Source organism: Bacillus sp. GW823-FHT06A11 (assembly GCF_058795355.1).
This window is the reverse complement of record NZ_JBXAHS010000007.1, coordinates 85664-110503: the sequence shown is the minus strand read 5'-3', so window position 1 is coordinate 110503 and position 24840 is coordinate 85664. Positions and strand designations below refer to the sequence as shown.

General features: G+C 34.5%; 17 protein-coding genes, 2 pseudogenes and 1 riboswitch. Of the genes and pseudogenes, 5 read left to right on the top strand and 14 right to left on the bottom strand.

Translation table 11 applies throughout. The features are described 5' to 3' along the window. Positions 1-16 precede the first annotated feature (16 nt). A riboswitch (TPP riboswitch) is annotated at positions 17-129 on the bottom strand. A gap of 209 nt (positions 130-338) precedes the next feature. Further along, the gene (topB, locus tag AC1Q8L_RS25345; RefSeq protein ID WP_000047278.1) at positions 339-2528 is read left to right on the top strand and encodes a DNA topoisomerase III; all 2190 of its coding nucleotides are present in this window, start codon (positions 339-341) and stop codon (positions 2526-2528) included. Between the two features lie 40 nt (positions 2529-2568). Here the strand turns inward: topB and AC1Q8L_RS25340 are convergent, their stop codons facing one another. The 4 genes from AC1Q8L_RS25340 to AC1Q8L_RS25325 all read right to left on the bottom strand — a co-directional run bounded on the left by AC1Q8L_RS25340 (position 2569) and on the right by AC1Q8L_RS25325 (position 10153). Next, positions 2569-5544: a YhgE/Pip domain-containing protein gene (locus AC1Q8L_RS25340; protein ID WP_000810094.1), complete on the bottom strand. Its 2976-nt coding sequence runs from the start codon at positions 5542-5544 to the stop codon at positions 2569-2571. Positions 5545-5849: 305 nt separating this feature from the next. After that, positions 5850-6641 carry an endonuclease/exonuclease/phosphatase family protein gene (locus AC1Q8L_RS25335; RefSeq protein ID WP_000771989.1) on the bottom strand — a complete coding sequence of 264 codons (792 nt, stop codon included), beginning with the start codon at positions 6639-6641 and terminating at the stop codon, positions 5850-5852. A gap of 4 nt (positions 6642-6645) precedes the next feature. Beyond that, the gene (locus tag AC1Q8L_RS25330; RefSeq protein ID WP_000705568.1) at positions 6646-8283 is read right to left on the bottom strand and encodes a PTS transporter subunit IIBC; all 1638 of its coding nucleotides are present in this window, start codon (positions 8281-8283) and stop codon (positions 6646-6648) included. A 205-nt stretch (positions 8284-8488) separates the two neighbouring features. Then, entirely contained in the window at positions 8489-10153 is a 1665-nt protein-coding gene (locus AC1Q8L_RS25325; RefSeq protein WP_001044701.1) for a glycoside hydrolase family 13 protein, read from the bottom strand. Between the two features lie 243 nt (positions 10154-10396). On the opposite strand from AC1Q8L_RS25325, the gene AC1Q8L_RS25320 reads away from it, so the two are divergent. Next, on the top strand, positions 10397-11731 hold the full coding sequence (locus tag AC1Q8L_RS25320) for an FAD-binding oxidoreductase (protein ID WP_000814906.1): 1335 nt from the start codon (positions 10397-10399) through the stop codon (positions 11729-11731). Between the two features lie 123 nt (positions 11732-11854). On the opposite strand, the gene AC1Q8L_RS25315 is transcribed toward AC1Q8L_RS25320, so the two are convergent. From AC1Q8L_RS25315 to AC1Q8L_RS25275, 9 genes and pseudogenes are all read right to left on the bottom strand, one after another. After that, entirely contained in the window at positions 11855-12538 is a 684-nt protein-coding gene (locus AC1Q8L_RS25315; protein ID WP_000619192.1) for a hypothetical protein, read from the bottom strand. 156 nt (positions 12539-12694) lie between these two features. Next, complete coding sequence (locus AC1Q8L_RS25310) at positions 12695-13384, bottom strand: Crp/Fnr family transcriptional regulator (RefSeq protein WP_001081906.1); 690 nt, start codon at positions 13382-13384, stop codon at positions 12695-12697. A gap of 201 nt (positions 13385-13585) precedes the next feature. Then, positions 13586-14548 (bottom strand): carbamate kinase, encoded by a 963-nt coding sequence (arcC, locus tag AC1Q8L_RS25305; RefSeq protein WP_000113953.1) that lies wholly within the window; start codon positions 14546-14548, stop codon positions 13586-13588. 37 nt (positions 14549-14585) lie between these two features. Further along, the gene (gene arcD, locus AC1Q8L_RS25300) at positions 14586-16001 is read right to left on the bottom strand and encodes an arginine-ornithine antiporter (RefSeq protein WP_000503413.1); all 1416 of its coding nucleotides are present in this window, start codon (positions 15999-16001) and stop codon (positions 14586-14588) included. A 99-nt stretch (positions 16002-16100) separates the two neighbouring features. Next, a complete protein-coding gene (gene argF / locus AC1Q8L_RS25295; RefSeq protein ID WP_000930283.1) occupies positions 16101-17099 on the bottom strand; it encodes an ornithine carbamoyltransferase in 999 nt (332 codons plus the stop codon). Between the two features lie 30 nt (positions 17100-17129). Beyond that, a complete protein-coding gene (gene arcA / locus AC1Q8L_RS25290; RefSeq protein WP_000682331.1) occupies positions 17130-18362 on the bottom strand; it encodes an arginine deiminase in 1233 nt (410 codons plus the stop codon). Positions 18363-18630: 268 nt separating this feature from the next. Further along, positions 18631-19080 (bottom strand): arginine repressor, encoded by a 450-nt coding sequence (gene argR / locus AC1Q8L_RS25285; protein ID WP_000711826.1) that lies wholly within the window; start codon positions 19078-19080, stop codon positions 18631-18633. Between the two features lie 146 nt (positions 19081-19226). After that, positions 19227-19799 (bottom strand): annotated as a pseudogene (locus tag AC1Q8L_RS25280) (methyl-accepting chemotaxis protein); the annotation flags it as partial. 369 nt (positions 19800-20168) lie between these two features. Then, a pseudogene (locus AC1Q8L_RS25275) lies at positions 20169-20354 on the bottom strand (HAMP domain-containing protein); the annotation flags it as partial. A 374-nt stretch (positions 20355-20728) separates the two neighbouring features. On the opposite strand from AC1Q8L_RS25275, the gene AC1Q8L_RS25270 reads away from it, so the two are divergent. The 3 genes from AC1Q8L_RS25270 (at position 20729) to AC1Q8L_RS25260 (ending at position 23179) form a co-directional block, all read left to right on the top strand. Then, positions 20729-21451: an amino acid ABC transporter ATP-binding protein gene (locus AC1Q8L_RS25270; RefSeq protein ID WP_000616921.1), complete on the top strand. Its 723-nt coding sequence runs from the start codon at positions 20729-20731 to the stop codon at positions 21449-21451. Positions 21452-21573: 122 nt separating this feature from the next. Beyond that, a complete protein-coding gene (locus AC1Q8L_RS25265; RefSeq protein ID WP_000823727.1) occupies positions 21574-22368 on the top strand; it encodes an ABC transporter substrate-binding protein in 795 nt (264 codons plus the stop codon). 118 nt (positions 22369-22486) lie between these two features. Then, entirely contained in the window at positions 22487-23179 is a 693-nt protein-coding gene (locus tag AC1Q8L_RS25260; RefSeq protein ID WP_000461535.1) for an amino acid ABC transporter permease, read from the top strand. Positions 23180-23232: 53 nt separating this feature from the next. On the opposite strand, the gene desB is transcribed toward AC1Q8L_RS25260, so the two are convergent. Next, entirely contained in the window at positions 23233-24318 is a 1086-nt protein-coding gene (gene desB, locus AC1Q8L_RS25255) for a Delta(10) desaturase DesB (RefSeq protein WP_000661219.1), read from the bottom strand. Between the last annotated feature and the right edge of the window lie 522 nt (positions 24319-24840).

The following is a 24840-nucleotide window of genomic DNA, read 5'->3' as shown; positions in this document are numbered from 1 at the left end:
ACGCAAAGTGCCTGAACATGTGCTTTTACACTCTCCCTACGCTGGCATTATCCAACAGGTTCAAATGGTCAATGACGGACTAGTAGCCATACTCTCAGTTTGTATCCACAAACTCCCATGTGTTTCTTATTCATCTACTTCAAAGTCTACTCTTATTCTAGTAAAATAACAAGTTCTTTACTTTTCTATTTAATATAGAAGCAACTGATAAAGTGAAACTTTAATCAGTTGGGATTTTGTTCACTCCATTAAAAACAGCTCAAATATGGAGCGAAACTGAATCTCAAGAAGATGTATGCTATATTTAACTTATGGAAATTTGAAAGGATGTTTTTAATATGTCAAAAAGCGTTGTAATCGCTGAAAAACCTTCCGTTGCACGAGATATCGCTCGTGTACTGAAGTGTGATAAAAAAGGAAACGGCTATCTTGAGGGTAATAAATATATTGTAACTTGGGCTTTAGGTCATCTCGTTACATTAGCAGATCCAGAAAGTTATGATGTGAAATATAAAAAGTGGAATTTAGAAGATTTACCGATGCTACCTGAGCGTTTGAAATTAACGGTTATTAAACAAACTGGTAAACAATTTAATGCTGTAAAAAGTCAGCTACTTAGAAAAGATGTAAATGAAATTATTGTAGCAACAGACGCTGGACGTGAAGGGGAATTAGTCGCACGCTGGATTATCGATAAAGTTAAGCTAAATAAACCAATCAAACGTTTATGGATTTCTTCTGTAACCGATAAAGCAATTAAAGATGGTTTTGCAAATTTAAAACCAGGTAAGGCATATGACAATTTATATGCTTCAGCAGTTGCGCGTTCAGAAGCTGACTGGTATATCGGTCTTAATGCAACTCGTGCTTTAACAACTCGCTTTAATGCTCAGTTAAATTGTGGCCGTGTACAAACGCCTACTGTCGCTATGATTGCTAGTCGTGAGGATGAAATAAAGAACTTCAAAGCTCAAACTTACTACGGCATCGAAGCTCAAACAATGGAGAAGCTCAAACTTACTTGGCAAGATGCAAATGGCAATAGCCGTAGTTTTAATAAAGAAAAAATCGATGGTATTGTAAAAAGTTTAGATAAACATAATGCTACTGTTGTGGAAATTGATAAGAAACAGAAGAAGTCATTCTCTCCTGGTCTTTACGATTTAACTGAATTGCAACGTGATGCAAATAAAAAGTTCGGTTACTCTGCTAAAGAAACATTAAATATTATGCAAAAATTGTATGAACAGCATAAAGTACTAACGTACCCTCGTACAGATTCACGCTACATTTCATCTGATATCGTTGGAACACTTCCAGAACGTCTAAAAGCATGTGGTGTTGGAGAATACCGTCCCTTCGCACATAAAGTATTACAAAAGCCTATCAAACCTAACAAATCATTTGTTGATGATAGTAAAGTAAGCGATCATCATGCGATTATTCCAACAGAAGGATACGTTAACTTCTCAGCATTCACAGATAAAGAACGCAAAATTTATGATTTAGTTGTAAAGCGTTTCTTAGCTGTTTTATTCCCAGCATTCGAATACGAGCAACTAACATTACGTACCAAAGTTGGTAGTGAAACGTTCATTGCACGTGGAAAAACGATTTTACATGCTGGTTGGAAGGAAGTATACGAAAATCGATTTGAAGACGATGATGTAACTGATGACGTAAAAGAGCAGCTTCTGCCTCACATTGAAAAGGGCGATACATTAACTGTAAAGTTACTTATGCAAACATCAGGCCAAACGAAAGCACCTGCACGCTTTAATGAAGCAACTTTACTTTCAGCAATGGAGAATCCTACAAAATATATGGATACGCAAAATAAACAACTTGCTGATACGTTAAAATCGACTGGTGGATTAGGTACTGTAGCGACACGTGCTGATATTATCGACAAGCTATTCAATTCGTTCTTAATTGAAAAACGTGGCAAAGATATTCATATTACTTCAAAAGGCCGTCAGTTACTTGATTTAGTACCAGAAGAGTTAAAATCCCCTACACTAACTGGTGAATGGGAACAAAAACTTGAGGCTATCGCAAAAGGTAAGCTGAAAAAAGAAGTATTCATTTCTGAAATGAAGAACTATACGAAAGAAATTGTTTCTGAAATTAAATCGAGTGATAAAAAATATAAACATGACAACATTTCAACGAAGTCTTGTCCAGATTGCGGTAAACCAATGCTAGAAGTAAACGGCAAAAAGGGAAAAATGCTCGTATGCCAAGATCGTGAATGTGGTCATCGTAAAAATGTATCTCGTACAACAAACGCTCGCTGTCCACAATGTAAGAAGAAACTAGAATTACGTGGTGAAGGTGCAGGCCAAATTTTCGCATGTAAATGTGGCTATCGTGAGAAATTATCAACATTCCAAGAGCGACGTAAAAAAGAATCTGGAAACAAAGCCGATAAACGCGACGTTCAAAAATATATGAAACAACAGAAAAAAGAAGAAGAACCATTAAATAACCCGTTCGCAGACGCATTAAAAAAATTAAAATTTGATTAAACAAAAAGGTTCCTACCTCTATCGGTAGGAACCTTTTATTTTAGTGAATAATTTTACTTCCTTTTGCATTCTCAACAAATTTTTCACTTGATTTGTTAATTGGTGTTTTCAGTAATAACGCAGCAACAATCATAACTACTACGAAAGCACTTAACACAAGTAAATCTCGCGTTACGATATCCCATAGCATTCCGCCTACTGTTTCACGAATTGCACTAATTGCATATGTGAACGGTAAGAACGGATAAATTGCTTGGAAGAACGCTGGTGTCATTTGGATTGGGAATGTTCCGCCCGATCCTGCTACTTGTAGTACAAGTAAAATGATCGCCATCGATTTCCCAACGTTTCCGAAAATAGAAACGAGTGAGTATACGATACAAACGAAGACTCCACCAATAAATAAACTAAATAACACAAACCAGAACTTATCGACTACGTACGTACCGAGTAAGAATATATCTCCCATCGATACGATAAACGCTTGTGAAAGACCTATCGTTAAGAACGTTAATAAACGTCCGAAGTAAATTTCATGGCTCTTATAATTCGCGCCCTCTTCGTGTACTTCTACTGTTAATAATGAAACCATTAATAATGCGCCTACCCATAATGCAAGCACTGTATAGAATGGTGACATTGCTGAACCGTAGTTCGGCATCGCAAATAATTTATTCTCTTTTAAATTTACTGGATTCGCAAAGTAATCACTTTGCTTCTCAACATCGTTTTTCAATAAGCGTATAATGTCTTTTAAATCCTCTTCAGATTCAAAATCACGAATTTTATCTGCTAATTCTTTAATCTTTTTCTCAGTAGCTGGCATTTCAGCTTTAATATCTGCTAATTTCTTTTTCCCGTCTACTAAGCCTTTTGATGAATCTTCTAGTAATTTTTTAACATCTGGAAGCTTTTTGTCTGCTTCTTTTAAAATTTGAGATGTGTTTTTAGACATCTCTTTTGTGCGAGCAATTGCTGCATTGAAATTTGGAGTGATTTCTGAGTCATATTTAGCTAAAATGTCACCAATTTGGCCCGAAACACTTTTAGACACTTGATTAATACTTTCAATAACATCTGCTGCTGGTTTTTGACCTTTATTAATAGCGTCAATTCCTTTATCAGTTAAATCCATTCCTTTTTGCAAACCATCTTTTGCTTTATTTAACTTAGAAATTGTACCATTAAGGTTTTTATCACTATTCACATCAGCTAACACTTTATTTGTACTTTCCAGAACTGGAATCATGTCATTAACTAAATTCCAACTTGCTTTGAACTGCCCATTCAAATCATTTAAGGCTACTTTTGTAGAATCTAATCCATTAACACCTTTGTTACTTAAGTCTTCTCTGGCTTTTTCAAGCTCTGTTTTTAATCTGCTGTAATCATTTACAGCCTTATCATATTTTTCTCTACCATTGTCTAACGCTTCATTTGTTTGATTTACTAACTCATTTGCTTTTTTTATATCTTGATTTAAATTACCTCTTAGTTGCTGAGCATCTTCTTTTACATTCTCAGCTTTGTTTTTCAATTGTTCAGCTGTGCTTACTGCTTTTTCGAAATCTGCTACAAAATTTGTATTATAATCTTTTTCTGCTTGATTTACTAAATTATTTACTGCATCTAACTTTTGATTTACAGCATCTCGCACATCTTGTTTAACTTCTTGGCCAGAACTAATTAAATCTCCTACATGCTTAACTCTATTGTTAGCATCCACCATAGAATTTTTAAGCACTGTTAAACTTTCCACTCTGTTTCCAAAGAACTGTTTACCGAAGTCCGTTGAAGCTGCTTCCTTAAACGTTGTAAAGAAATCAATCAAATATGAAACGCTATCGATACGCTCTTGGAGCAATTTCGAAGCATCTTGCACATTTTTCTGTGCTACAGCTGGATCCACACCTTTATTTTGAAGACCATCCATAACACTTTTTACATATGCGGTTCCAACACGAGTAGAATTGAAAACATTATTTACAGTTTGATCAATATTTTTAGCAACATTTTTATACCCCTCACCATTCACCTGCGGTAACGCTGGAATCTCTGGTATTTGCGGTATTTGTGGAAGAGTTATATTAGGTAACACTGGGAATTTAGCCGGATCTGGAAGTGCCAGATTGAAATCCAATGATGGATTCTTTAAGAAATCCGTAATTGCCGCGGCACCATCTAAACCTTTTTGCATTACCATTAAATTATTCTTAATAGTTCCTGGAGCACGTTGCAATGTTTCATCATTTCTCGCAAAGAATTTATCTAAATTCCCTAACGCTTCTTGCCCATCATTCATAACACTCTCTACAACCGGCAACTCTTTTTGCGCTACTTTTACAACATCTTCTGCTCGAGTTGCATCATCTAATGCCTTATCCATGAGTGTATTCATTTCTGGGAACTGCGCTTCTAACTTAAATACAAGATCTTTTACTTTTTCGATACTTGGTAAATTTGTTTCTAAATCGATTCCAAGATCATTGAAAATTTTAAAAATCTCACCGTTTGCTGTTTTAACAAAGTTTTTACTAATTTCTTCTGTAATACCTGATGCACCTTTTGCTGTAATCTTCGGTGCAATTGCGTTTACTTTTTCATTCACATAGTAATCCAGTTCTGGTTTTTTAGGATTTTCATCCAGAACAGTTGCAATTTTTTCAGAGAAGTCTTTTGGAATCGTAATACTTGCATAATAATCCCCACGCTCAACTCCGTAAATTGCTTGTTTCTCATCTACAAATTTCCAGCCAAGATTTTTGTTTTTCTTAAGGGAGTCTACAATCTCTTTCCCGATATTAATATCTTTCCCTCTTAAATTAGAACCTGCATCTTGGTTAGAAACTGCAATGGGAACCTCTTTTGTATTTCCATACGGATCCCAAGAAGCTTTAATGTTAAACCATGCATATAACGATGGTAAAATCATTAATCCTAAAACAATAACAATTGCAGCCCAATGTTTGGCTACATTCCGTAAATCTGTCTTATAAATACGCCAAATCTGTTTCATAGAAGTTATCACCTAATTATATATTTTTCCTTCTTTAGAAAATGATACATACATTTTGCAATTATATCACTTTCTACATCGTGTATTAACCAAAAACGTACTATTTTTTCCCATTAACTTTCACTTACTTCATTATATAACGAAGTGAGTGAAAGTATGAATACAAAATGACCAAATCGGTTTTACATTCAATAATAACAAATATATATGAAATGTCATAAAAAATACAAGTATTTTCTCTTGGAAATACTTGTATTCCTAAAAAAAATCCTCACAGCTTTTATTCTCTGTGAGGATTTCTTCTATTATATATCCAATTGAACCTCTACACCGAAATGATCTGAAATTACATTTCTGTTTGTACCATTAAAAATAACTTTTGAAGAATGAACTTTTTTACTTTGGTTACACAATATTAGATCGATTCGCAAATTATGTTTATTTTCATCCCAACCAGCAATCTCGCCTTGGACAGTCGTTCCTTCATCCTTCTCTATTGCTAATTCATATGTGTCATACAACCCTTTTTGCATCATATACTCATAACCTTCGCCTTCCAAGCGAGCATTGTTATTAAAATCTCCCATTAAGAAGGCGAGCTTATTACTATCTACACGCCCCATCAAACGATCAACTTGACCTTTGAATGACTCTTCTTCATCATTCCACCAACCGAGATGGCAAGAGTAAAACGTTATATCTTTACCATTATAAGCAATTGTTGTACTTACAATTTTACGCGTTTTCCAATACGTTGTATCCTCGTTTTCTGAAATAAAGAACGTATCTTCTTTTATAATATTATGCTTCGTTATAATCGCTAACCCTTCTTCATACACGTCATAACCAATATGAGAGAAATCCCAAGTAATATTGTAATCTTTTACATGTAGCGCTTTTAACTCTTCTAATAGTAAAAGTCCAAAATTATCTTCTTTCTTGTTACCGCATACATTTTCAGCTTGTATGGACTGACTTACTTCTTGCAATGCGATGACATCGTACTCTTCTTCTTGAATTACTTTAGCAAGGTATTGTATCTTTTCTATTTGATTCTCTTCTTGCCAAGAATGACAGTTTAAAGTTAGCAATTTCATATTATTACGCACCTAACATATCTTGAATGTCTGACTTTAATACGTCAGCTTTCGGACCATATACCGCTTGTACACCTTTATCTTTTACAATAAGCCCTAAAGCACCATTTTGTTTCCACTGTGCTTCTGGTGCAACAACATCTAAGTCTTTTACTGTTACACGTAAGCGTGTCATACAAGCATCTACGTCAGCAATATTTTCTTTTCCACCTAATAAATCGATAACTTTTGTTGCTAATGAACCATCTTGTACATTTTCTGTTCCTTCTGATGCCTCATCTTCATTATCAATATAGTTACCTGCACGCCCTGGTGTTGGTAAGTTGAATTTTTTAATTAAGAAATTAAATAGTGTAAAGTTAAGACCGAAGAACACTAATGAAACAATAACAAAGTTGATTAAGTCTCTTGTTAAACCCGCGTTAACCATCATTGGTGTACGAGTAATTAACTCAATAAATCCAAATGCATGAACACGTAAGTTAATTAAATCAGCTAACGCGAATGCAAGTCCTGTTGTAATAGCATATACAACATATAATACTGGAGCAATAAACATGAACATGAATTCAATTGGTTCTGTTACACCTGTTAAGAATACTGCTAATGCTGCTGATAAAAACATTGGTTTATATTTTGCACGCTTTTCTTTATCAACGTTACGGAACATTGCAAATGCAATCCCCATTAACGCTGCTGTTGAGCCGATAACTTGTCCAGCTTTGAAACGAGCTGGTACAACGTTATTTAATAAATCGTTATATGCCTTCGTATCTCCATTTGCCAATAAATTATTTAAATCTGTAATCCATGCAAGCCATAATGGATCTTGTCCTGCTACAACTTGTCCAACTTTTGAACCAGTTAGCATCGTATATGTTCCGCCTAGCTCTGTATAGTTCATCGGAATCGTTAACATATGGTGTAAACCAAATGGTAATAATAAACGCTCTAACGTTCCATATACAAACGGTGCAACAACTGGTGCACTATCTTTTGAAGCTGCAATCCAGCGACCAAATTCATTTAACCCACTTTGGATGAATGGCCATAGAAGTGATAATACAATCGCAGTAACTGTAGACCAAAGAATTACAACGAATGGTACAAATCGTTTTCCATTAAAGAATGCTAATGCCTGTGGCAGTTTATTATAGTTATAATATTTGTTATATAGATTAGCTCCTAAGAAACCTGTGATAATCCCAACGAAAACTCCCATGTTTAATGCTGGTGCACCAAGTACAGAAGTAAAGTAATCTTTTACAAGTAAATCTCCTGCTATTACTGAAGAAACTGTCGCTTTTGAATCCGCTAACATTTGAGCGTTTACGCCAAATATAGCTCCTGTAATTCGGTTTGTTAAGACGAATGCTAATAGCGCTGCAAATGCACCACCTGCACGATCCTTCGCCCAAGATCCCCCAATTGCTACTGCGAATAAGATGTGTAGATTTGTAATGATTGCCCAACCGATGTCTTCCATTACGCGAGCGATTGTATGAACTGCGTTAACATCCCCAGCAGACATACCAATTAACTTACCGATGGAAATCATTAAACCAGCTGCTGGCATTACGGCTACAACAACTAATAACGCTTTCCCGAACTTTTGCCAAAAATCAAAAGACGTAATTTTCATCTGTTCTTCCTCCCCTTTATTTATAACAACATAATGATTTAAATTATAATTTCTGTTCCCTTTATGAAAACGATTCCTTTTGTTACTTTATTTTTATCTTTACGCAACCGTTTTCATAAATCTATTTTAATAAAAGCGTTTTCACTTTGCAATAGAAATTTATTTTTTTTCATAAAAAAAGATGCTCAAAGAGCATCCTTTTTTATTATGAAATGCGATAAACCCTTGTTTCATAAGGTTTTAAAGCAATTGTTGTTACTTCTTCATGTTCCGCAACTTCATAGTTATTTAAAAGCAAACGTTTGCGTTCTAGTGCAAATAAATCCTCATTATACACTGCTTCCTCTTTTGAGATATTACTAATTACAATGACTTTTTCATCCTGTAACGTACGTGTATATGCATAAATTTGTGGATCGTCTTCTAAAAGTAAATCGTACGTACCATAGTTCAGTACATCGTGCTCTTTTTTCAGGGCAATCATTTTCTTATAGAAATTGAAAATAGACTTTTCTTCATTTTTTTGCTTTTCAACATTAATTTCTTTGTAATTTGGATTCATGCTAAACCAAGGTGTACTTGTTGTGAAACCAGCATTCATCTCATCATTCCACTGCATAGGTGTACGTGAATTATCGCGGCAAGAAGCCCATATAATCTCCATCATATCTTGATGTGGTACGCCCTCTGCGATTTTCTCGCGATATAAATTTTTAATTGCAACATCATCGTAATCTTCAATATTTGGTAACTGAACATTTGTCATACCAATTTCTTGTCCTTGATAAATAAACGGTGTACCGTGCATAAAGAAATACATCGCTCCTAGAGCTGTTGCACTTTCACGCCAATATTGTTTATCATCTCCCCATGTTGAAACGATACGTGGTTTATCGTGATTTTCAATATATAAAGCGTTCCATCCTTTATTCTCTAATCCTTTTTGCCATTTCGTTAATACTTTTTTCAATCCTACAACATCAAGGTCTTTCTTCTTCTCTGCATCCCATAAACTTAAATGTTCAAACTGGAATACCATATTGAACTTACCTTGCTCTTCTCCAACCCAAAGCTCAGCATCTTCAATCTTAACGCCATTTGCTTCACCAACAGTCATAATATCGTACTTAGAGAATGTATTTTCTTTTAGCTCTTCTAATAAAGGTTGAATACCTTTCACATTCATATGTTTATCAAAAGATGGCACATATTTTAACTCTTTTGGATTTGGCATATCCTTAAGGCCTTCTTCTTTTTTAATATGACTGATCGCATCAACGCGGAAACCATCAATACCTTTATCAAGCCACCAATTAACCGTATCATATAGTACTTCGCGAACTTCTTTATTCTCCCAGTTCAAATCTGGTTGTTTACGTGAGAATAGATGTAAATAATATTGTTCTGTTTCTTCATCATATTCCCATGCCGAACCATTAAAAATACTTTCCCAGTTGTTTGGCTCCGCACCATCTTTACCATCATGCCAAATATACCAATCACGCTTCGGATTATCTTTAGATGAACGTGATTCAATAAACCATGGATGTTCATCACTCGTATGATTAATAACTAAATCAATAATAAGCTTCATATCACGCTTATGAACTTCATCTAGTAAAGCATCAAAGTCTGCCATTGTACCAAACTCATCCATAATATCTTGATAATCACTAATATCATAACCATTATCATCATTAGGCGACTTATACATTGGACAAATCCAAATTACATCTATACCTAAGTCTTTTAAATAATCCAGTTTTGCAATAATACCTTGTAAATCTCCAATACCATCACCATTTGAATCCATAAAGCTTCGTGGATAAATTTGATAAGCAACTGCTTCTTTCCACCATGTCTTATTCATAGTCCTTCTCTCCTTTTGCATCCCATCAGAATTTTATGCAAACGTTTTCGTAACACTATCATAACAAAATATGAACAGTTTGCAACTGTTTTCATTGAACTCTATGTAGATTCTTTATTCTTATGCTTTATTTATTTCTCACAAAGGTAAATCTCATTCTCCACCTCTCCTTGTCCACGCGTATTACAGACATTTTTCATATATTAATAAAAAGCTCTGATTATTTTGGAAAGGAGTAAGAAATTGAAGCAAACAAAATTAACAGGTCGTATCGTTGTTCCCACAGATCCTGACTACAATGTAGCCCGAATGAATTTAAATTTAAGTATTCCAAAACTCCCTTGTATTATTGTTTTTTGTCAAAATAACAAGGATATCTGTAACGCCTTAAAATGGGCACGTGAACGTCATATACCATTTCGGTTAAGAAGTGGACGTCATAGCTATGAAAATTTTTCTCTTTTAAATAGAGGACTTATTATTGATGTGAGTGAAATGCATCGCATTACTGTTAATACAGAGAAATTAACAGCAACAATTGAGGCTGGTGCAAATCTTGGCACTGTTTATAAAGAACTTTGGAATTACGGTGTTACAATTCCTGCTGGTACAAGTGCAAGCGTTGGAATTGTTGGATTAGCACTTGGCGGTGGTATTGGTATGCTTTCACGCTTATTTGGATTAACATGTGATCAATTAATGGAAGTGGAAATGGTACAAGCGTGTGGAAAATTTGGTGCAAAACTCATTCGTGCAAATGAACAAGAAAACTCTAACCTTTTTTGGGCATGCCGTGGTGGCGGTGGTGGAAACTTCGGAATTATCACTTCCTTAACTTTTCGAGTCCACCCCGTAAAAAATGTATCAATTTTCTCAATTACATGGGAATGGGAAGACTTTATTGCTGCATTTCAAGCGTGGCAAAACTGGGCACCTTATATAGATGAACGTCTCACTTCATCGATCGAATTATTCGCCAAGCAACGAAATAAAATCGAAGCACAAGGCGAGTTTGTCGGTTCTCCCTCTGAACTCCATTCCCTATTATCCCCTCTTCTTGAAACTGGCAGCCCCTCTCTCTTTATAGAAGAAGTTCCTTATATAAAGGCTGTCGAATTTTTTAATGGCGGTAACATCCCTGAAAATTTCAAGCGCTCTGGTTCCTATGTCTATAAACCTATTCCCCTTAAAGGCATTCAACTCATGCAATACTTTCTTTCTCATGCCCCAAATAAAGATGCTAGTATTTGGCATCAATCGCTCATAGGTGCTGTTGAAAATATTTCGCCGAATGAAACGGCTTATTTTCATCGTAAAGCAATTATTGCCCAAGAATACATTACCTCTTGGAAATGCGATGATGAAGAAAATCGAAATATACGCTGGGTTAAAGATTTACGAGAAAGCTTAGATCCTTATACACTAGGTGACTATGTGAACTGGCCCGATATCGACATTAAAAATTGGCAAACTAGTTATTATGGCTCTAACTTTCACAGATTGCGTAAAGTAAAAACTATGTATGATCCTTGTGATGTTTTTCATTTCCAACAAAGTATTCCTCCTTTTCATACGTGAAAAAGAGGATAACATAAAAAAATCATCCAATATACCGTTACCTCACAGTATGTTGGATGATTCAAGTTGATTTTCTATATCGTTTCAAATTCTTGCTCCTACTCATAAACTTTTACTTACAGATTAATTGTATTTCGTATCATTTTCATGCAATGAATGTAATTTAATATTTGGTACTTTATCTTTTTCCATACCTCTATTATAAGAAACAGGAACTTGAAATTCGAATTGCTTTGTCTCATGTTTTTGTAAATAGACTGGTTTCGGTACTGGATAGCTTTTTGAATTCTCGTTTGCATTATCATATAAAACAACTTTTAATGCTTGTGAATGATTACGATAATTTTTTAAAGTAACAATGCACTTCGGTTGGATATTATCTCCATTTTTCTCCATTCTACACTGGCTATCTTCTTTTTTATATTCTATTGCTTCTACCCCTGTTTTTCCTGCATAGTACCATGTTTTATTCAATGTCTGGAGGATTGTATTTAAAATAAACGGCATCATTACAATCAAAATACTAATGCCTACTACTTTTATCTTATTCATTTTTCTAAATGTACTAGACTCCTTTTTTCCTAGCCATTTTAAAAATAATATAAATGCAATTACATGTAGTATGAAAGAAACAATCAATATATTTGAGACTTTATAATCCATATAAACATACGTATGTATCGGAACCTTATAGACATTGAATAGTTTTTCCCCAATTAATTCATTATCATTTGGAATTTTTAATAATAACAAAACCCCTATACTGTAACAAATAGCTACTAATCGATCATACTCAATACGAATCATTCTTTCTCCCCTTCACTTTGTTTTTTATTATCGATTTTAGCTATTATTACCATACTATACAATCTTTTTATAGAGGATAACGTAAAAAAGTTCCTTATAAATATATAAAGAACCTTATTAATATACATTATGAATTAAAAAATCAATATACAATTTTCACATTGAGATTTCTTCAAAATATGTTGGATTGTGTATTGTAATTTTTTTATCTAAAATTGTAACAATGCTATCATTTTTTAATTGTTTTAATACGCTGCTAACTGTCTCTCGAGATGTTCCAGATATTTTGGATATTTCAATTGTTGTAAGTGGACATGAAATTACAATCTTTTCCCCACTCTGTTCTCCTAAATCCTGCATTAAATAATTTAACGTTTGGATAACACGATCTTGTGCATTAGGAATTGTAATATTTTGCACTCGATTTTCATTCAATTTTAATATAGATGATAATTGCTGAACAACGTACATCAATTGCGTTCTGCTGGATTTTACCATATCTTCAAAGATTACCGTTGGAATATAATATACCTCCACATCCGTCATTGCTTCTGCTGTATAGTTATATCCTCTGTCTGTAAACATACCACCATAAGGAAAAATAGAATACCGCTTTACATAGTCATCGTATAATAAGTTCCCATTTTGATTAACCCGCTCTAACTTTACAAAACCATCTAACATGAAGTAAATTCTTTCCCTTGAATCCCCTTCTAAAAATAAAAATTGACCTTTTTTATAAGTTCGCCAATAAACAAACTCTGTTAAGCCTTTCAATTTTTTTTCTGTTAAATGAGCAAATAATTCGAACTGCTTTAAGTCTTTCACTACGTTCCGTCTATTCATAAAATTCCCTCTCTCTTGCTGTATGTTGGAGCGAAAAATCAAGAAAGCGTATTCAATTTGAATTTTATCATAATTAACTTATATATTCAGATTTCATCATGAAAACTTTATGAACAATGAGTACAAAAAATATTAATAAATAAAAAGAATGAAGTTATTAACCTCATTCTTTTTTTACTACTAAGTAGCGTACATAATAATTTAAACATACATGCATACATTCTGTTTTGAAATAATAGTACCAGCTTTTTCTTCTAGTGCTTCATATACTTTTTCTAAAGACGTAATAATTGTTTTTCTTTTTGGATTTGTATTAACAAAATTAATAGCAGCTTCAATTTTTGGAAGCATGCTTCCCGCAGCAAATTGTTGTTCTTCAATATATTCTTCTAATTGATTCACTGTGACATGCTCTAATTTTTTTTGATTCGGTTGATTATAATTTACATACACATGATCAACTGCAGTTAAAATAACGAGCGTATCGGCATCTACTAATTCTGCTAATTTCTGCGCAGCGAAATCTTTATCGATAACCGCTTCAGTTCCTTTTAACCCTTCTTCGGAATCAATTACTGGAATTCCACCCCCGCCAACAGCTATCACTATGTTTCCATCTTCCACCAAAGAATTAATCACTTTATGTTCATGAATACTTACAGGCTTCGGTGATGGAACAACACGTCTCCATCCTCTACCAGCATCTTCTTTAAACACTGCTTTTGTTTCATCCATTAATCTTCTGGCCTCTTCTTCTGTATAAAAAGGACCAATTGGTTTAGTTGGATTTTTAAATGCCTCATCTTTTTTGTCCACAACAACGCGCGTTATAACCGTTGCTACATCTTTTTGTATATTCCGTTTTTTTAATGCCTTTTCAATCGCATTTTCCATCCAATATCCAATCATCCCTTGGCTCATTGCCCCACAAGTATCTAATGGCATTGCAGGTGTCTTTTCCGTTTCTGCAGCTTTTTGCTGTAATAAAATATTCCCCACTTGTGGGCCATTTCCATGCGCAATTACTATATCCACATCATTTTCCATTATTTTCACAAGTTGTTCCGCCGTTTTTTCCAACGCTTCTTGCTGCGCTCCCGCAGTAGCTTCTCCAGACTGTATCGCATTTCCCCCTAGTGCAACTACAATTTTTCTTCGTGCCATATTTCAGCCCTCCAGTTCATTTCGCTTTCACAGCGCTTTATAAAGTAATACTGCCTGTAATTAATCCATAAATCGCAAAGAATGCTAAAGCACCAATTGCTACGGATGATGCTAATTCCACTCGAGTAAATATTTGCTTCGAACTCTTTTGCTTTTGAACATTGTAAAAAATAAAAATACCTGGCGCATATAAAGTCATTGTTAATAATAAATACTCTAAACCAGCTGCATAAACTAACCACACACCATAAATACTTGCTATCAAACCAATTATTATATTTTTATTTCGATCTACTTCTTCAGATTTTAAGCTATGCTTCAGTTGATAAAATGCTGAAAAAGCATATGGAATTAAAATGGCTGAAGATGCTAAAGAGAATGCAAAGTTATACGCCTGATCAGAAACGACGAATGTTAACAAGAATATTTGAATTAAACCATTTGTTATCCATAATGAATTTACTGGAGCCTTATTTTTATTTTCTTTTGCGAACCATTTTGGAAATACTCCATCTTTAGCCGCTAAATATGGAATTTCAGAAGCGAGCAAAGTCCAACCTAACCAAGCACCTAATACAGAGATGACCAAACCTAAATTTATAAAGATAGCACCCCATTTTCCAACAACACTTTCAAATAAATAAGCCATAGCTGGATTTTTCAAACCAGCAATATCTGCTTGCTGCATAAGTCCAAGAGACAATAATGTGATTAAAATGTAAATGATGAGTGTACCAATTAAGCCAATAACCGTTGCTTTCCCTACATCACTTCTATTTTTTGCTCGACTGGATAAAACAACCGCCCCTTCTACCCCAATAAATACCCATAGAGTTACAAGCATTGTACTTTTAACTTGGCTGCCAACTGCTCCCCATGAAAAAGAACCAGTTTGCCCCCAAAATCCATCTAAGAATGTATCAATATGAAACGCGAAGATTCCTATGACAATAAATACAAATACAGGTACTAATTTTGCGATTGTAGTTACTAAATTCACAAGTGCTGCTGATTGAACTCCACGTAAAATTAACATGTGAACACACCACAATAATACGCTTGCACCAATAATGGATTCTACATTTTGACCGCCTTCAAAGATCGGGAAGAAATATCCTAATGAAGAAAATAATAATGTACCGTAAGCTACATTCCCAAGCCAAGCAGATAGCCAGTATCCCCACGCACTATTAAATCCCATAAAATTACCAAATCCTGCTTTTGCATAGCTAAAAATACCACCATCTAAATCTGGCCGTTTTACAGTTAGATTTTGAAAAGATAATCCAAGTGCAATCATCCCAATTCCTGTTATAACCCAGCCAATAATAATGGCTCCAGCACCAGCACCTTTTGCCATATCACTCGCTAAATTAAAGGCTCCACCGCCAATCATAGACCCAACTACAAGAGCCGTTAGTGTAAACAACCCTAATTTCTTATCTTCACCCATTCCACTCACCTCTCTTTAATTGCAATAACAATACAAAAGCAATAGTGAATGATAGTGTCTAAAGGAGGAGAAAGAAGAAAGGAAGACTCCCTTTCTTCTTTACTCCATGTTTCCTAAAGTAGCTGCCATAACCGCTTTAATTGTATGCATTCTATTTTCAGCTTGATCAAATACTTTTGAATGTTTACTGCGGAATACTTCGTCAGTTACCTCCATTTCTTTCAACCCATATTTCTCGTAAACTTCTTCGCCATACATCGTTTCAACATCATGAAATGCAGGTAAACAATGTAAGAAAATCACGTTTTCATTCCCTGTTTCTTTAATCATTTTCATATTTACTTGATAAGGTCTCAATAACTCGACACGTTCAGCAAATTTTTCTTCTTCCCCCATAGACACCCATACATCTGTATAAATTACATCTGCATTCGCAACAGCTTCTTCCACATTACTTGTTATCATTACCTGTTCATTATATTTTTTTGCTAAATCAATTACTTCTTGTGCAGGCCATAAAGATTCTGGTGTGCAAATACGTACATCCATTCCAACGATTGCTCCACCAACTAGTAAGCTATTAGCAACATTATTTCGTCCATCTCCAACGTAAACGAGCTTCACATTTTTCAACTTCCCTACATGTTCTCTAATTGTTAATAAATCTGCTAGTGTTTGTGTTGGATGCCACATGTCTGTTAATCCATTCCAAACTGGCACACCAGAATTTTGTGCTAAAGATTCTACAGTCTCATGATTAAATCCACGAAACTCAATTCCGTCAAACATACGCCCTAACACTTTTGCTGTATCCTCTACGGATTCTTTTTTCCCAAGCTGAATATCACCTTTCCCTAAATATTCAGGATTCGCCCCTAAATCTGTACATGCTACTGTAAATGCACAGCGCGTACGAGTGGAGGTTTTTTCAAATAAGAGCGCTACATTCTTATCTTCTAAATAATGATGCGGGATACCATTTTTCTTTTTCTCTTTTAATTCTGCTGCCAAATCTAGAAAATATAACAATTCTTCTTGTGTAAAATCTTTTTCTGCTAGAAAGCTTCTTCCTTTTAAATTTGGTCTAGTCATTAACATACTTCATCCCTACTTTCTCCGTTATTTATACTAAATATCTTTACGAACAATTGGCATACTCATGCAACGTGGACCCCCACGACCACGAGATAATTCCGAACTTAGCACTTCAATTACTTCTATACCGTGCTCCCGTAATAACGTATTGGATACATAGTTGCGATCATATGTAACAACTACACCTGGTGCGATTGCTAATGTGTTCGAGCCATCATTCCATTGTTCACGAGCAGAAGCAATTACATCTCCTCCTCCACATGGAATAAGAACTAATTCACTTAAGCCTAATACCTCTTTTAATGCTTCCATTAAAGAAGTACGATGTGTAATTTTAAGAGTTTCCTCATCTGATCCTTTTTCTAAAATATAAATATTCATATTCCCTTTTGGCCCTTGAATGGCTGGATGAATTGTAAACTTGTCATAATCAACCATTGTAAATACTGTATCTAAATGCATAAATGCTCGGCATTTTGGAATTTCTATTGCTAACACTTTCTTAATTTTATTTTGTCGGCTAAAGAGATTTTTAGCTAAACGTTCAATTGCTTTAGCTGAAGTACGAGCAGACACTCCAATCGCAATTGTTTCTTCATTTAAAATTAGCTCGTCGCCACCTTCAATTGGAAATTTATAATCACGATCTAACCAGATTGGTACATTATGTTTTGCAAATCTTGGGTGATATTTAATGATGTACTCCATGAATAATGATTCACGTCTACGCGCTGGTTCTCTCATCTTATTTATCGTTAAGCCATCGCCCACGCTAGCTGCTGGATCACGAGTAAAATATAAATTAGGCATTGGATCTAAGTAAAACGGATAATGATCTTCCATTAATTCATATAAATGTGTCTTCTTACTTGTTTCAATTTCGTTTTTCCGTACACCGCCCATAATTTTTTGAATTAATTCTTCATTTGAAAAGGAAAGTAAATATTCTTTTAAAGTTTGATGTGCAACATTTACGTCAGCCTGTCCTTCTTTTAAAATACGATCAACAAATTCTTCTCGAAGTTTTTTATCTACTAACGCCTCAGCGGCTAGTTTTTCTAAATAAAGAACTTCAACACCCCGATTGCGTAACGTTTGTGCAAAATAATCATGCTCTTTTTGAATAATTGGTAAGTATGGAATATCATCAAATAATAATTGCTGCAAATAATCTGGCGTCAAGTTTTCCACTTCTTTACCCGGTCGTTTTAATAAAACCGTTTGTAATTCCCCAATTTCTGAAGTAACATGTATCGGATGTTTCATTTGTTGTACCTCCTTTTAAATATGTTTGATGTCTTACAAGTACATAATAAATGCTCTGCACTTTCATCTTTGTGAAAGCATCCACATTATCATTGTGAAATATTAAACAAGTTATTTTTTTAAAATCATACGAATTTGTATTTTTATAACAAACTCTCTCGCTTTTTCAATAAAAAACACATATATTACGCATATATGTTGAATATTCAACTTCCGTATTTAAACAAAAATCCTGTTTTTAATTTTATTAAAAACAGGATTTTTACATCTAAATAATTAAATTTAATCTTTCTTCTATAATCTCCCTATCTGATTTCGACTGTGAAATTATAAGGCATGTATCATTTCCACATATACATCCTATTTTTTCTTTCCAATCTAACTCATCAAATAAAACACCAATAACATGTGCATTACCAGGTAATGTTTTAATAACCATTAATTGATCTACACAATCAATTTTCACAACAACTTCTCGTAATTTTTTCTTTAACTTTATATCAGTTTGTAAATGCTCTTCTGAGAAAACTTTATATATCATTAATCCTTCTTGAGAAGGTACCTTCGTTAAGTTTAACTCACGAATATCGCGAGAAACCGTAGCTTGTGTTACTAATACATCTTTTTTTGCTAACAATTCTACTAATCTTTCTTGCTTATCTATTTCATACTCCTTTACAAATTGTTTAATTAACCGTTGTCTTTTTTCTTTTTTCATAAAAGACACCCCTTTTAATATTATAGCTCGCTATAATTTTCATCCGAAAGGGAGAGAAAAGAATGTTGCGGAAACGTTCATAGTTTAACTGTAAATATTAAATCAAACTAAATAAAAAAGAGAAGAACAGCATTCTGTTCTTCCTTTTACATTGAAAATCGTTCAATTGTTTGTTTCAAATCAGTTGCTTGCTTCTCTAAATCTTTTAATAATTGATCGATTACTATCATATTTTTAGACTGTTGTAGCGTCACACGCGCCACTTCTTGCGAACCAGCTGACGTTTCTTCAGCAATTGCTGCTACAGCTTTTGTTTGTGCTCCTGTTTGATGAATGTGGCTCACTTGTTCATTCATATAACTACTAATTTGCTGAGTTGCATCGGCTACTTCCATAACACTTGATGACATTTCTTTTAAAATTAATTCCGTAGCTTCCCCACGTTTCGCCTCTTCTTTAGCTATTTTCACTTGTTCTGTCATTTTCATTGCAACTTGTTGTACTTCATCTTGCATATTCCGTAATAACTGAGATATGTTTCTTGCAGAATGATCACTTTCATCAGCAAGTTTACGTACTTCTTCCGCAACAACCGCAAAACCTCTTCCATGCTCTCCTGCGCGAGCTGCCTCAATAGAAGCATTTAGTGCTAATAAATTCGTTTGGCTAGCAATCGCACTCACAACAGACACAATATGTTCTACTTGTTTCATTCGTTCTTCTAACTTCTGTACATTTTGCATTGAATCTTCATTTTCTTTTGCCAATGTTTGAATACCTTGAATTAAAGACGTAAAGACACGAGTACTATGCCCTAAAGCTTGAACCATTTCTGAAGACAACGTATCAGACTGCTTCGCTTTTTCTTCTACTTCACTTGCAATAGACGTCGTTGTATCAACAGCAGAAACAATTGCTTGAATTGATGCTGCTGATTGCTCAGCGCCTGAAGAAATCTCTGCAAGAGTCTCAGATACACCTTGCGCTTGTCTCGTTGCTTCTCCTGTTTGTTTTCTAATCTGCTGTACTTGATTGTTTGTATAAGAAAATGTTGTATCAATATTTTTTACCATGCCCCTTAAGTTTCCTAACATCATATTAAATGCAACACTTAAAGATTTAATTTCATCATCTGTCTTCGGTAATGGAACATCTTCACGAATATCACCATCAGCTGCTTTTCTTGCCGCCTCCTCTAACTTTCGAAGCGGTTTAATTAAAAATACGGCTGCTCCATATGCTAAAATCCCAGACCATACTACCCCTAATAACATAACAAGAATATTATATACAGTTTGACTTACATAACTTTGAAAATAATCGTATATCACGTAAATAAAAAATATACTTGTTGAATATGTAATGAAAGCTAAAACTGTAGTGAATAGCATAAGTTGTGTACGTAATCCAAAAGAAAATGTTTTCCTTTCTTTTTCCATCTTCCCTTTCCCCCTTTTTATAAGCAATATAAATACTACCTATATATTATTATCCATATTTTCATTATAGAAGGATATAGGGATTTTAAAAATTATTATTTCTTTGAATATCAAATTGCACGAAAAAATAAAGGATTCTGACAATTTATGACTAATAACAGAAATAAGGGGCAACATTTGTAAAATATATTTTTAACTGGGGGTTTTGTATGATTCAAGTTCGAAATCTAGTAAAATCATTCGGTTCACTTGATGTGTTAAAAGGAATTGATTTAGAAGTAAAAGAAAAAGAAGTTGTTGTTTTAATTGGTGCCAGTGGTTCTGGTAAAAGTACATTACTTCGCTGTCTTAACTTTTTAGAAATGTACGATGAAGGCGAAATTCACTTACAAGGTGAGCGAATTGATCCAAAGCATTCAAATTTAAATAAAGTCCGTGAAAATGTCGGTATGGTTTTTCAGCACTTTAACCTCTTTCCTCATATGACCTCACTAGAAAACATCATAGAAGCACCTATTCACGTAAAAAAATTAGAGAAAGCAAATGCAAAGGATATTGGAAATCAACTTCTCCAAAAAGTCGGCCTTCAAGATAAAGCGGATGTAACTCCTCATCTTCTTTCAGGTGGTCAAAAACAGCGCATTGCCATTGCACGAGCTCTTGCAATGAGCCCTAAGATTATGCTATTTGATGAGCCTACCTCAGCTTTAGACCCTGAACTTGTTGGAGAAGTATTGCAAGTTATGAAAGAACTTGCTGAAGAAGGGATGACAATGGTTATTGTTACTCATGAAATGAATTTCGCAAGAGATGTAGCTGATCGCGTCATCTTTATGGATGATGGAAAGATTGTAGAAGATGCTCCGCCAGCACAATTCTTTTCAGCTCCATCACATGAACGGGCAAAACAATTTTTACGCAACGTTTTATAATGTAACTTCTGTTTCAAACGAAAAGGAATACATTCATACGGTGCACAACTAATCATCCAAATAAAATATTTCAATAACATACTAAAAAACCATCCGTATGATCAATATATAGGAGGGGTTTTATGAAAAGGAAACTATTAACCATTGTTGCTAGCATTACACTATGTACATTTTTCATACTAGGAGCTTGTAGCAAAGAAAGCTCTACTACTTCATCAAATGGTGAAAAAGAATTTCGCTATGCGATGAGTGGATTATACAAACCTTTTAACTATAAAGAAAATGACGGCAAACTTGTCGGCTTTGATGTAGAAATCGGTGAAGCTCTTGCTAAAAAGATGAACATGAAGGCTACGCCAGTTACAAACCCATGGGAAACGCTAATTCAAGGTCTTCAAGCGAAGAAATATGATGTAATACTGGGTAGTATGGCAATTACAGAGGAGCGCTTAAAAGCTGTTAGTTTCTCAAATCCGTACTATCGGTCTGGCGCACAAATTTTTGTGGCTAAAAAGAATACCGCTATCTCTTCTCCAGAAGATTTAAAAGGTAAGAAAATTGGTGTTGTAAAAGCTAGTACCTTTAAAAATCTTGTTGCAAAATATACAGATCAAATCACAGAATATGACAGTGATATTACTGCTCTTATGGATTTAGAGCCTGGGCGTGTTGATGCAGTAATTACGGATCAAATGGTTGGTCTACGTATGATAAAAGAAGGAAAATCGAATATAAAAGAAGCCGGAAAACCATTAAATCTTGATGAAATGGGAATTGCTATTCGCAAAGATGATAAAGAAATGGTTGAGAAAGTAAATAAAGCGTTAGATGAAATCATTAAAGATGGTACGTATGAAAAGATCAGTAAAAAATGGTTCGGGCGTAATATTCTTGGTGAAGAGGAAAAAACGAAGTAAGTAAGTTAGTAAGTTAGCCATTCAAAAGATTCATAAACAGTGCCCCACTGATTAAGTATTCATTTTATGTGGGGCATTTCATTCTCTACTAAAATCTATACAATATGAGGTGAAACGCATGTTTGAAATTTTTATCTCTTCCTATCCCACACTCTTAAAAGCTACTATTGTCACATTACAATTAACATTAACTTCCCTAGTACTCGGTTCATTAATTGGATTATTATTCGCTTTCTTTCGAATCTCTAACAATAAAGTTTTAAATAGTATCGCTCATGTCTACATTGCTATTATTCGTGGTACACCTTTAATTGTTCAAATTGCCATTCTCTATTTTGGAATTACATCCGTTGTTGTTTTCACCCCTTTTTGGGCAGGAGCAATCGCTTTAGCAATTCATAACGGTGCATATATTACGGAAATTTTCCGTGGATCTATTCAATCCGTTGACCGGGGACAATTAGAAGCAGCTCGCTCTTTAGGCATGCCTTATCCTTTAGCTATGCGACGAATTATATTACCACAAGCATTTCGTCTGTCTCTTCCTCCTCTAGGAAACCAATTTATTATCGGATTAAAAGATTCTTCACTTGTTGCTTATGTAGGAATGTCCGAATTATGGGGATCAGGTTTATCAATTGCAGCAGGTAACTTCCAACAATTAGATACTTACATAATCGTTGGTGCATACTATCTCGTACTTGTTCTTCTATTTACTTATTTTGTTAATCTTTTAGAAAAACGATTACAACGAAAAGAAACTAACTCCGTCCAAGTCCATAAAAAGAACAAAAAGGAAGTTTCTTTATAAGAAAAAGCAAGCCTGAGATGGCTTGCTTTTTCACTGCAAAAATATATTAATTTTTACTGATTTACTTTTTTAATACTCTCGTCTTCCTCTATATGTTCCTCACGATATGAAATATTATGAGGATCTAGTCCATTTCCTAAAGAACCATAGAAATGCTCTCTATGCGGATCCACTAATTCACTTCCGTGATAATACACACGTGGTGTATTCCATAGGGCTGCTAATGCTTTTGTCATCGGCATTTCGTGATAACGTTCCGGCCACATTTCTTTAATCTTCTCTTTTACTAACGGATAGTATTTAGAGCTCATAGCAGGAAACAGATGGTGTTCTGTATGATATGAGAAATTGAAATGTAAAACGTCTACCCAGCGCGGCACTGTTACTGATAAACAGTTTGCTAACGGATCATTTACTGGAACAATTGGATTTAAGCGGTGATTTGTTGCGATATATGCCATTACAATAAAGTTAGCAATTAACAACGGAATGACATATGCAAATAACCATTTTCCAGGTCCCATAATAAACAATAAACTAATCCAAACTGTCCAAGGCAAAAGAAGTTGAAGCCATACAGATTTTTGATTGGATGACTTGAACTCTTTTATAAAATGAAAGAACATTCGAGTCGAATGCAATGTAAATTGAATTGTTAGTGACAGAAAACTAAAGAATGAACGTACATGTAGAGGCATACGATATACCCAACTCAAAAACTTACTCTTCTTAAGTTTCTCAAGTGTCGGCCATGCATCCGGATCATTTTCTTCATGCTGTGTATGAACATGATGCGTTGCATTATGCCACTTTCTCCAAAGCTTTGGCCCTGTTGATAATGGCATAAATGCAATCGCGCCTAAGAAGTCACGAAGCCATGCCTTTCTTACAACAGTTCCATGTAAAATTTCATGCCCTAAAAATCCTAGTGAAGCAAAACATAATCCAAGAACAATCGCAATTCCTAGATTCGCCCACACATTCAATTCAAATACACCAATCGATATTAATCCCGCCAATGCCACAAGCAAATAAGCCAGTCCACCAAATAAACGAGTAGGCACTGGTTTAAATGCTTTTTTCGGCAAATGTGGTGATACACGTGCTGCATACCACCCAAACGTATGAAGCTCCTTCATCCTTTTGCCCCTTTCTTATGCCGCGCCTTGCGCAACTTACATATATCAATTCTTGCTTCCAGATTGATTTTACTAGATGATCCAAAAAGCATCTATTATAAGGAAAATATACTCACTCTATCGTCACTTATTTTTCGCTTTTATTATCAATGAAAAACATTTCTCTTTTTACCCTCTATCAACCTTTCCACATGATGAATCATAACAATAGAATTTCTATATTGTCAACAACTTTTATGACCTAGTAATAAAAGTTGGTTATATTTTTATAATCATACTTTATTTCACTAAAGAAAATGTATAGATTTCATAAGGATTTACCCACTATATTTAGACATTTTCTTAAACGGCATAGACTCTATCTCATTCAATAACTCTCTATGTAATCAACAAACAGAATCATTTGAATTTAGTTTTATATAAATCCTACTTCTTCATAATGCCCCACCTCATTAATTATATTAAAATAATTTATACCCTCTTTTAATAAAAATAGACTTCCTCTAAAACAACACACATGAA

Bases quoted from the DNA above. Each gene is read 5' to 3' on its own strand.
- topB (WP_000047278.1), top strand. From the start codon at position 339: ATGTCAAAAAGCGTTGTAATCGCTGAAAAACCTTCCGTTGCACGAGAT.
- AC1Q8L_RS25340 (WP_000810094.1), bottom strand. From the start codon at position 5,544: ATGAAACAGATTTGGCGTATTTATAAGACAGATTTACGGAATGTAGCC.
- AC1Q8L_RS25335 (WP_000771989.1), bottom strand. From the start codon at position 6,641: ATGAAATTGCTAACTTTAAACTGTCATTCTTGGCAAGAAGAGAATCAA.
- AC1Q8L_RS25330 (WP_000705568.1), bottom strand. From the start codon at position 8,283: ATGAAAATTACGTCTTTTGATTTTTGGCAAAAGTTCGGGAAAGCGTTA.
- AC1Q8L_RS25325 (WP_001044701.1), bottom strand. From the start codon at position 10,153: ATGAATAAGACATGGTGGAAAGAAGCAGTTGCTTATCAAATTTATCCA.
- AC1Q8L_RS25315 (WP_000619192.1), bottom strand. From the start codon at position 12,538: ATGATTCGTATTGAGTATGATCGATTAGTAGCTATTTGTTACAGTATA.
- AC1Q8L_RS25310 (WP_001081906.1), bottom strand. From the start codon at position 13,384: ATGAATAGACGGAACGTAGTGAAAGACTTAAAGCAGTTCGAATTATTT.
- arcC (WP_000113953.1), bottom strand. From the start codon at position 14,548: ATGGCACGAAGAAAAATTGTAGTTGCACTAGGGGGAAATGCGATACAG.
- arcD (WP_000503413.1), bottom strand. From the start codon at position 16,001: ATGGGTGAAGATAAGAAATTAGGGTTGTTTACACTAACGGCTCTTGTA.
- argF (WP_000930283.1), bottom strand. From the start codon at position 17,099: ATGTTAATGACTAGACCAAATTTAAAAGGAAGAAGCTTTCTAGCAGAA.
- arcA (WP_000682331.1), bottom strand. From the start codon at position 18,362: ATGAAACATCCGATACATGTTACTTCAGAAATTGGGGAATTACAAACG.
- argR (WP_000711826.1), bottom strand. From the start codon at position 19,080: ATGAAAAAAGAAAAAAGACAACGGTTAATTAAACAATTTGTAAAGGAG.
- AC1Q8L_RS25270 (WP_000616921.1), top strand. From the start codon at position 20,729: ATGATTCAAGTTCGAAATCTAGTAAAATCATTCGGTTCACTTGATGTG.
- AC1Q8L_RS25265 (WP_000823727.1), top strand. From the start codon at position 21,574: ATGAAAAGGAAACTATTAACCATTGTTGCTAGCATTACACTATGTACA.
- AC1Q8L_RS25260 (WP_000461535.1), top strand. From the start codon at position 22,487: ATGTTTGAAATTTTTATCTCTTCCTATCCCACACTCTTAAAAGCTACT.
- desB (WP_000661219.1), bottom strand. From the start codon at position 24,318: ATGAAGGAGCTTCATACGTTTGGGTGGTATGCAGCACGTGTATCACCA.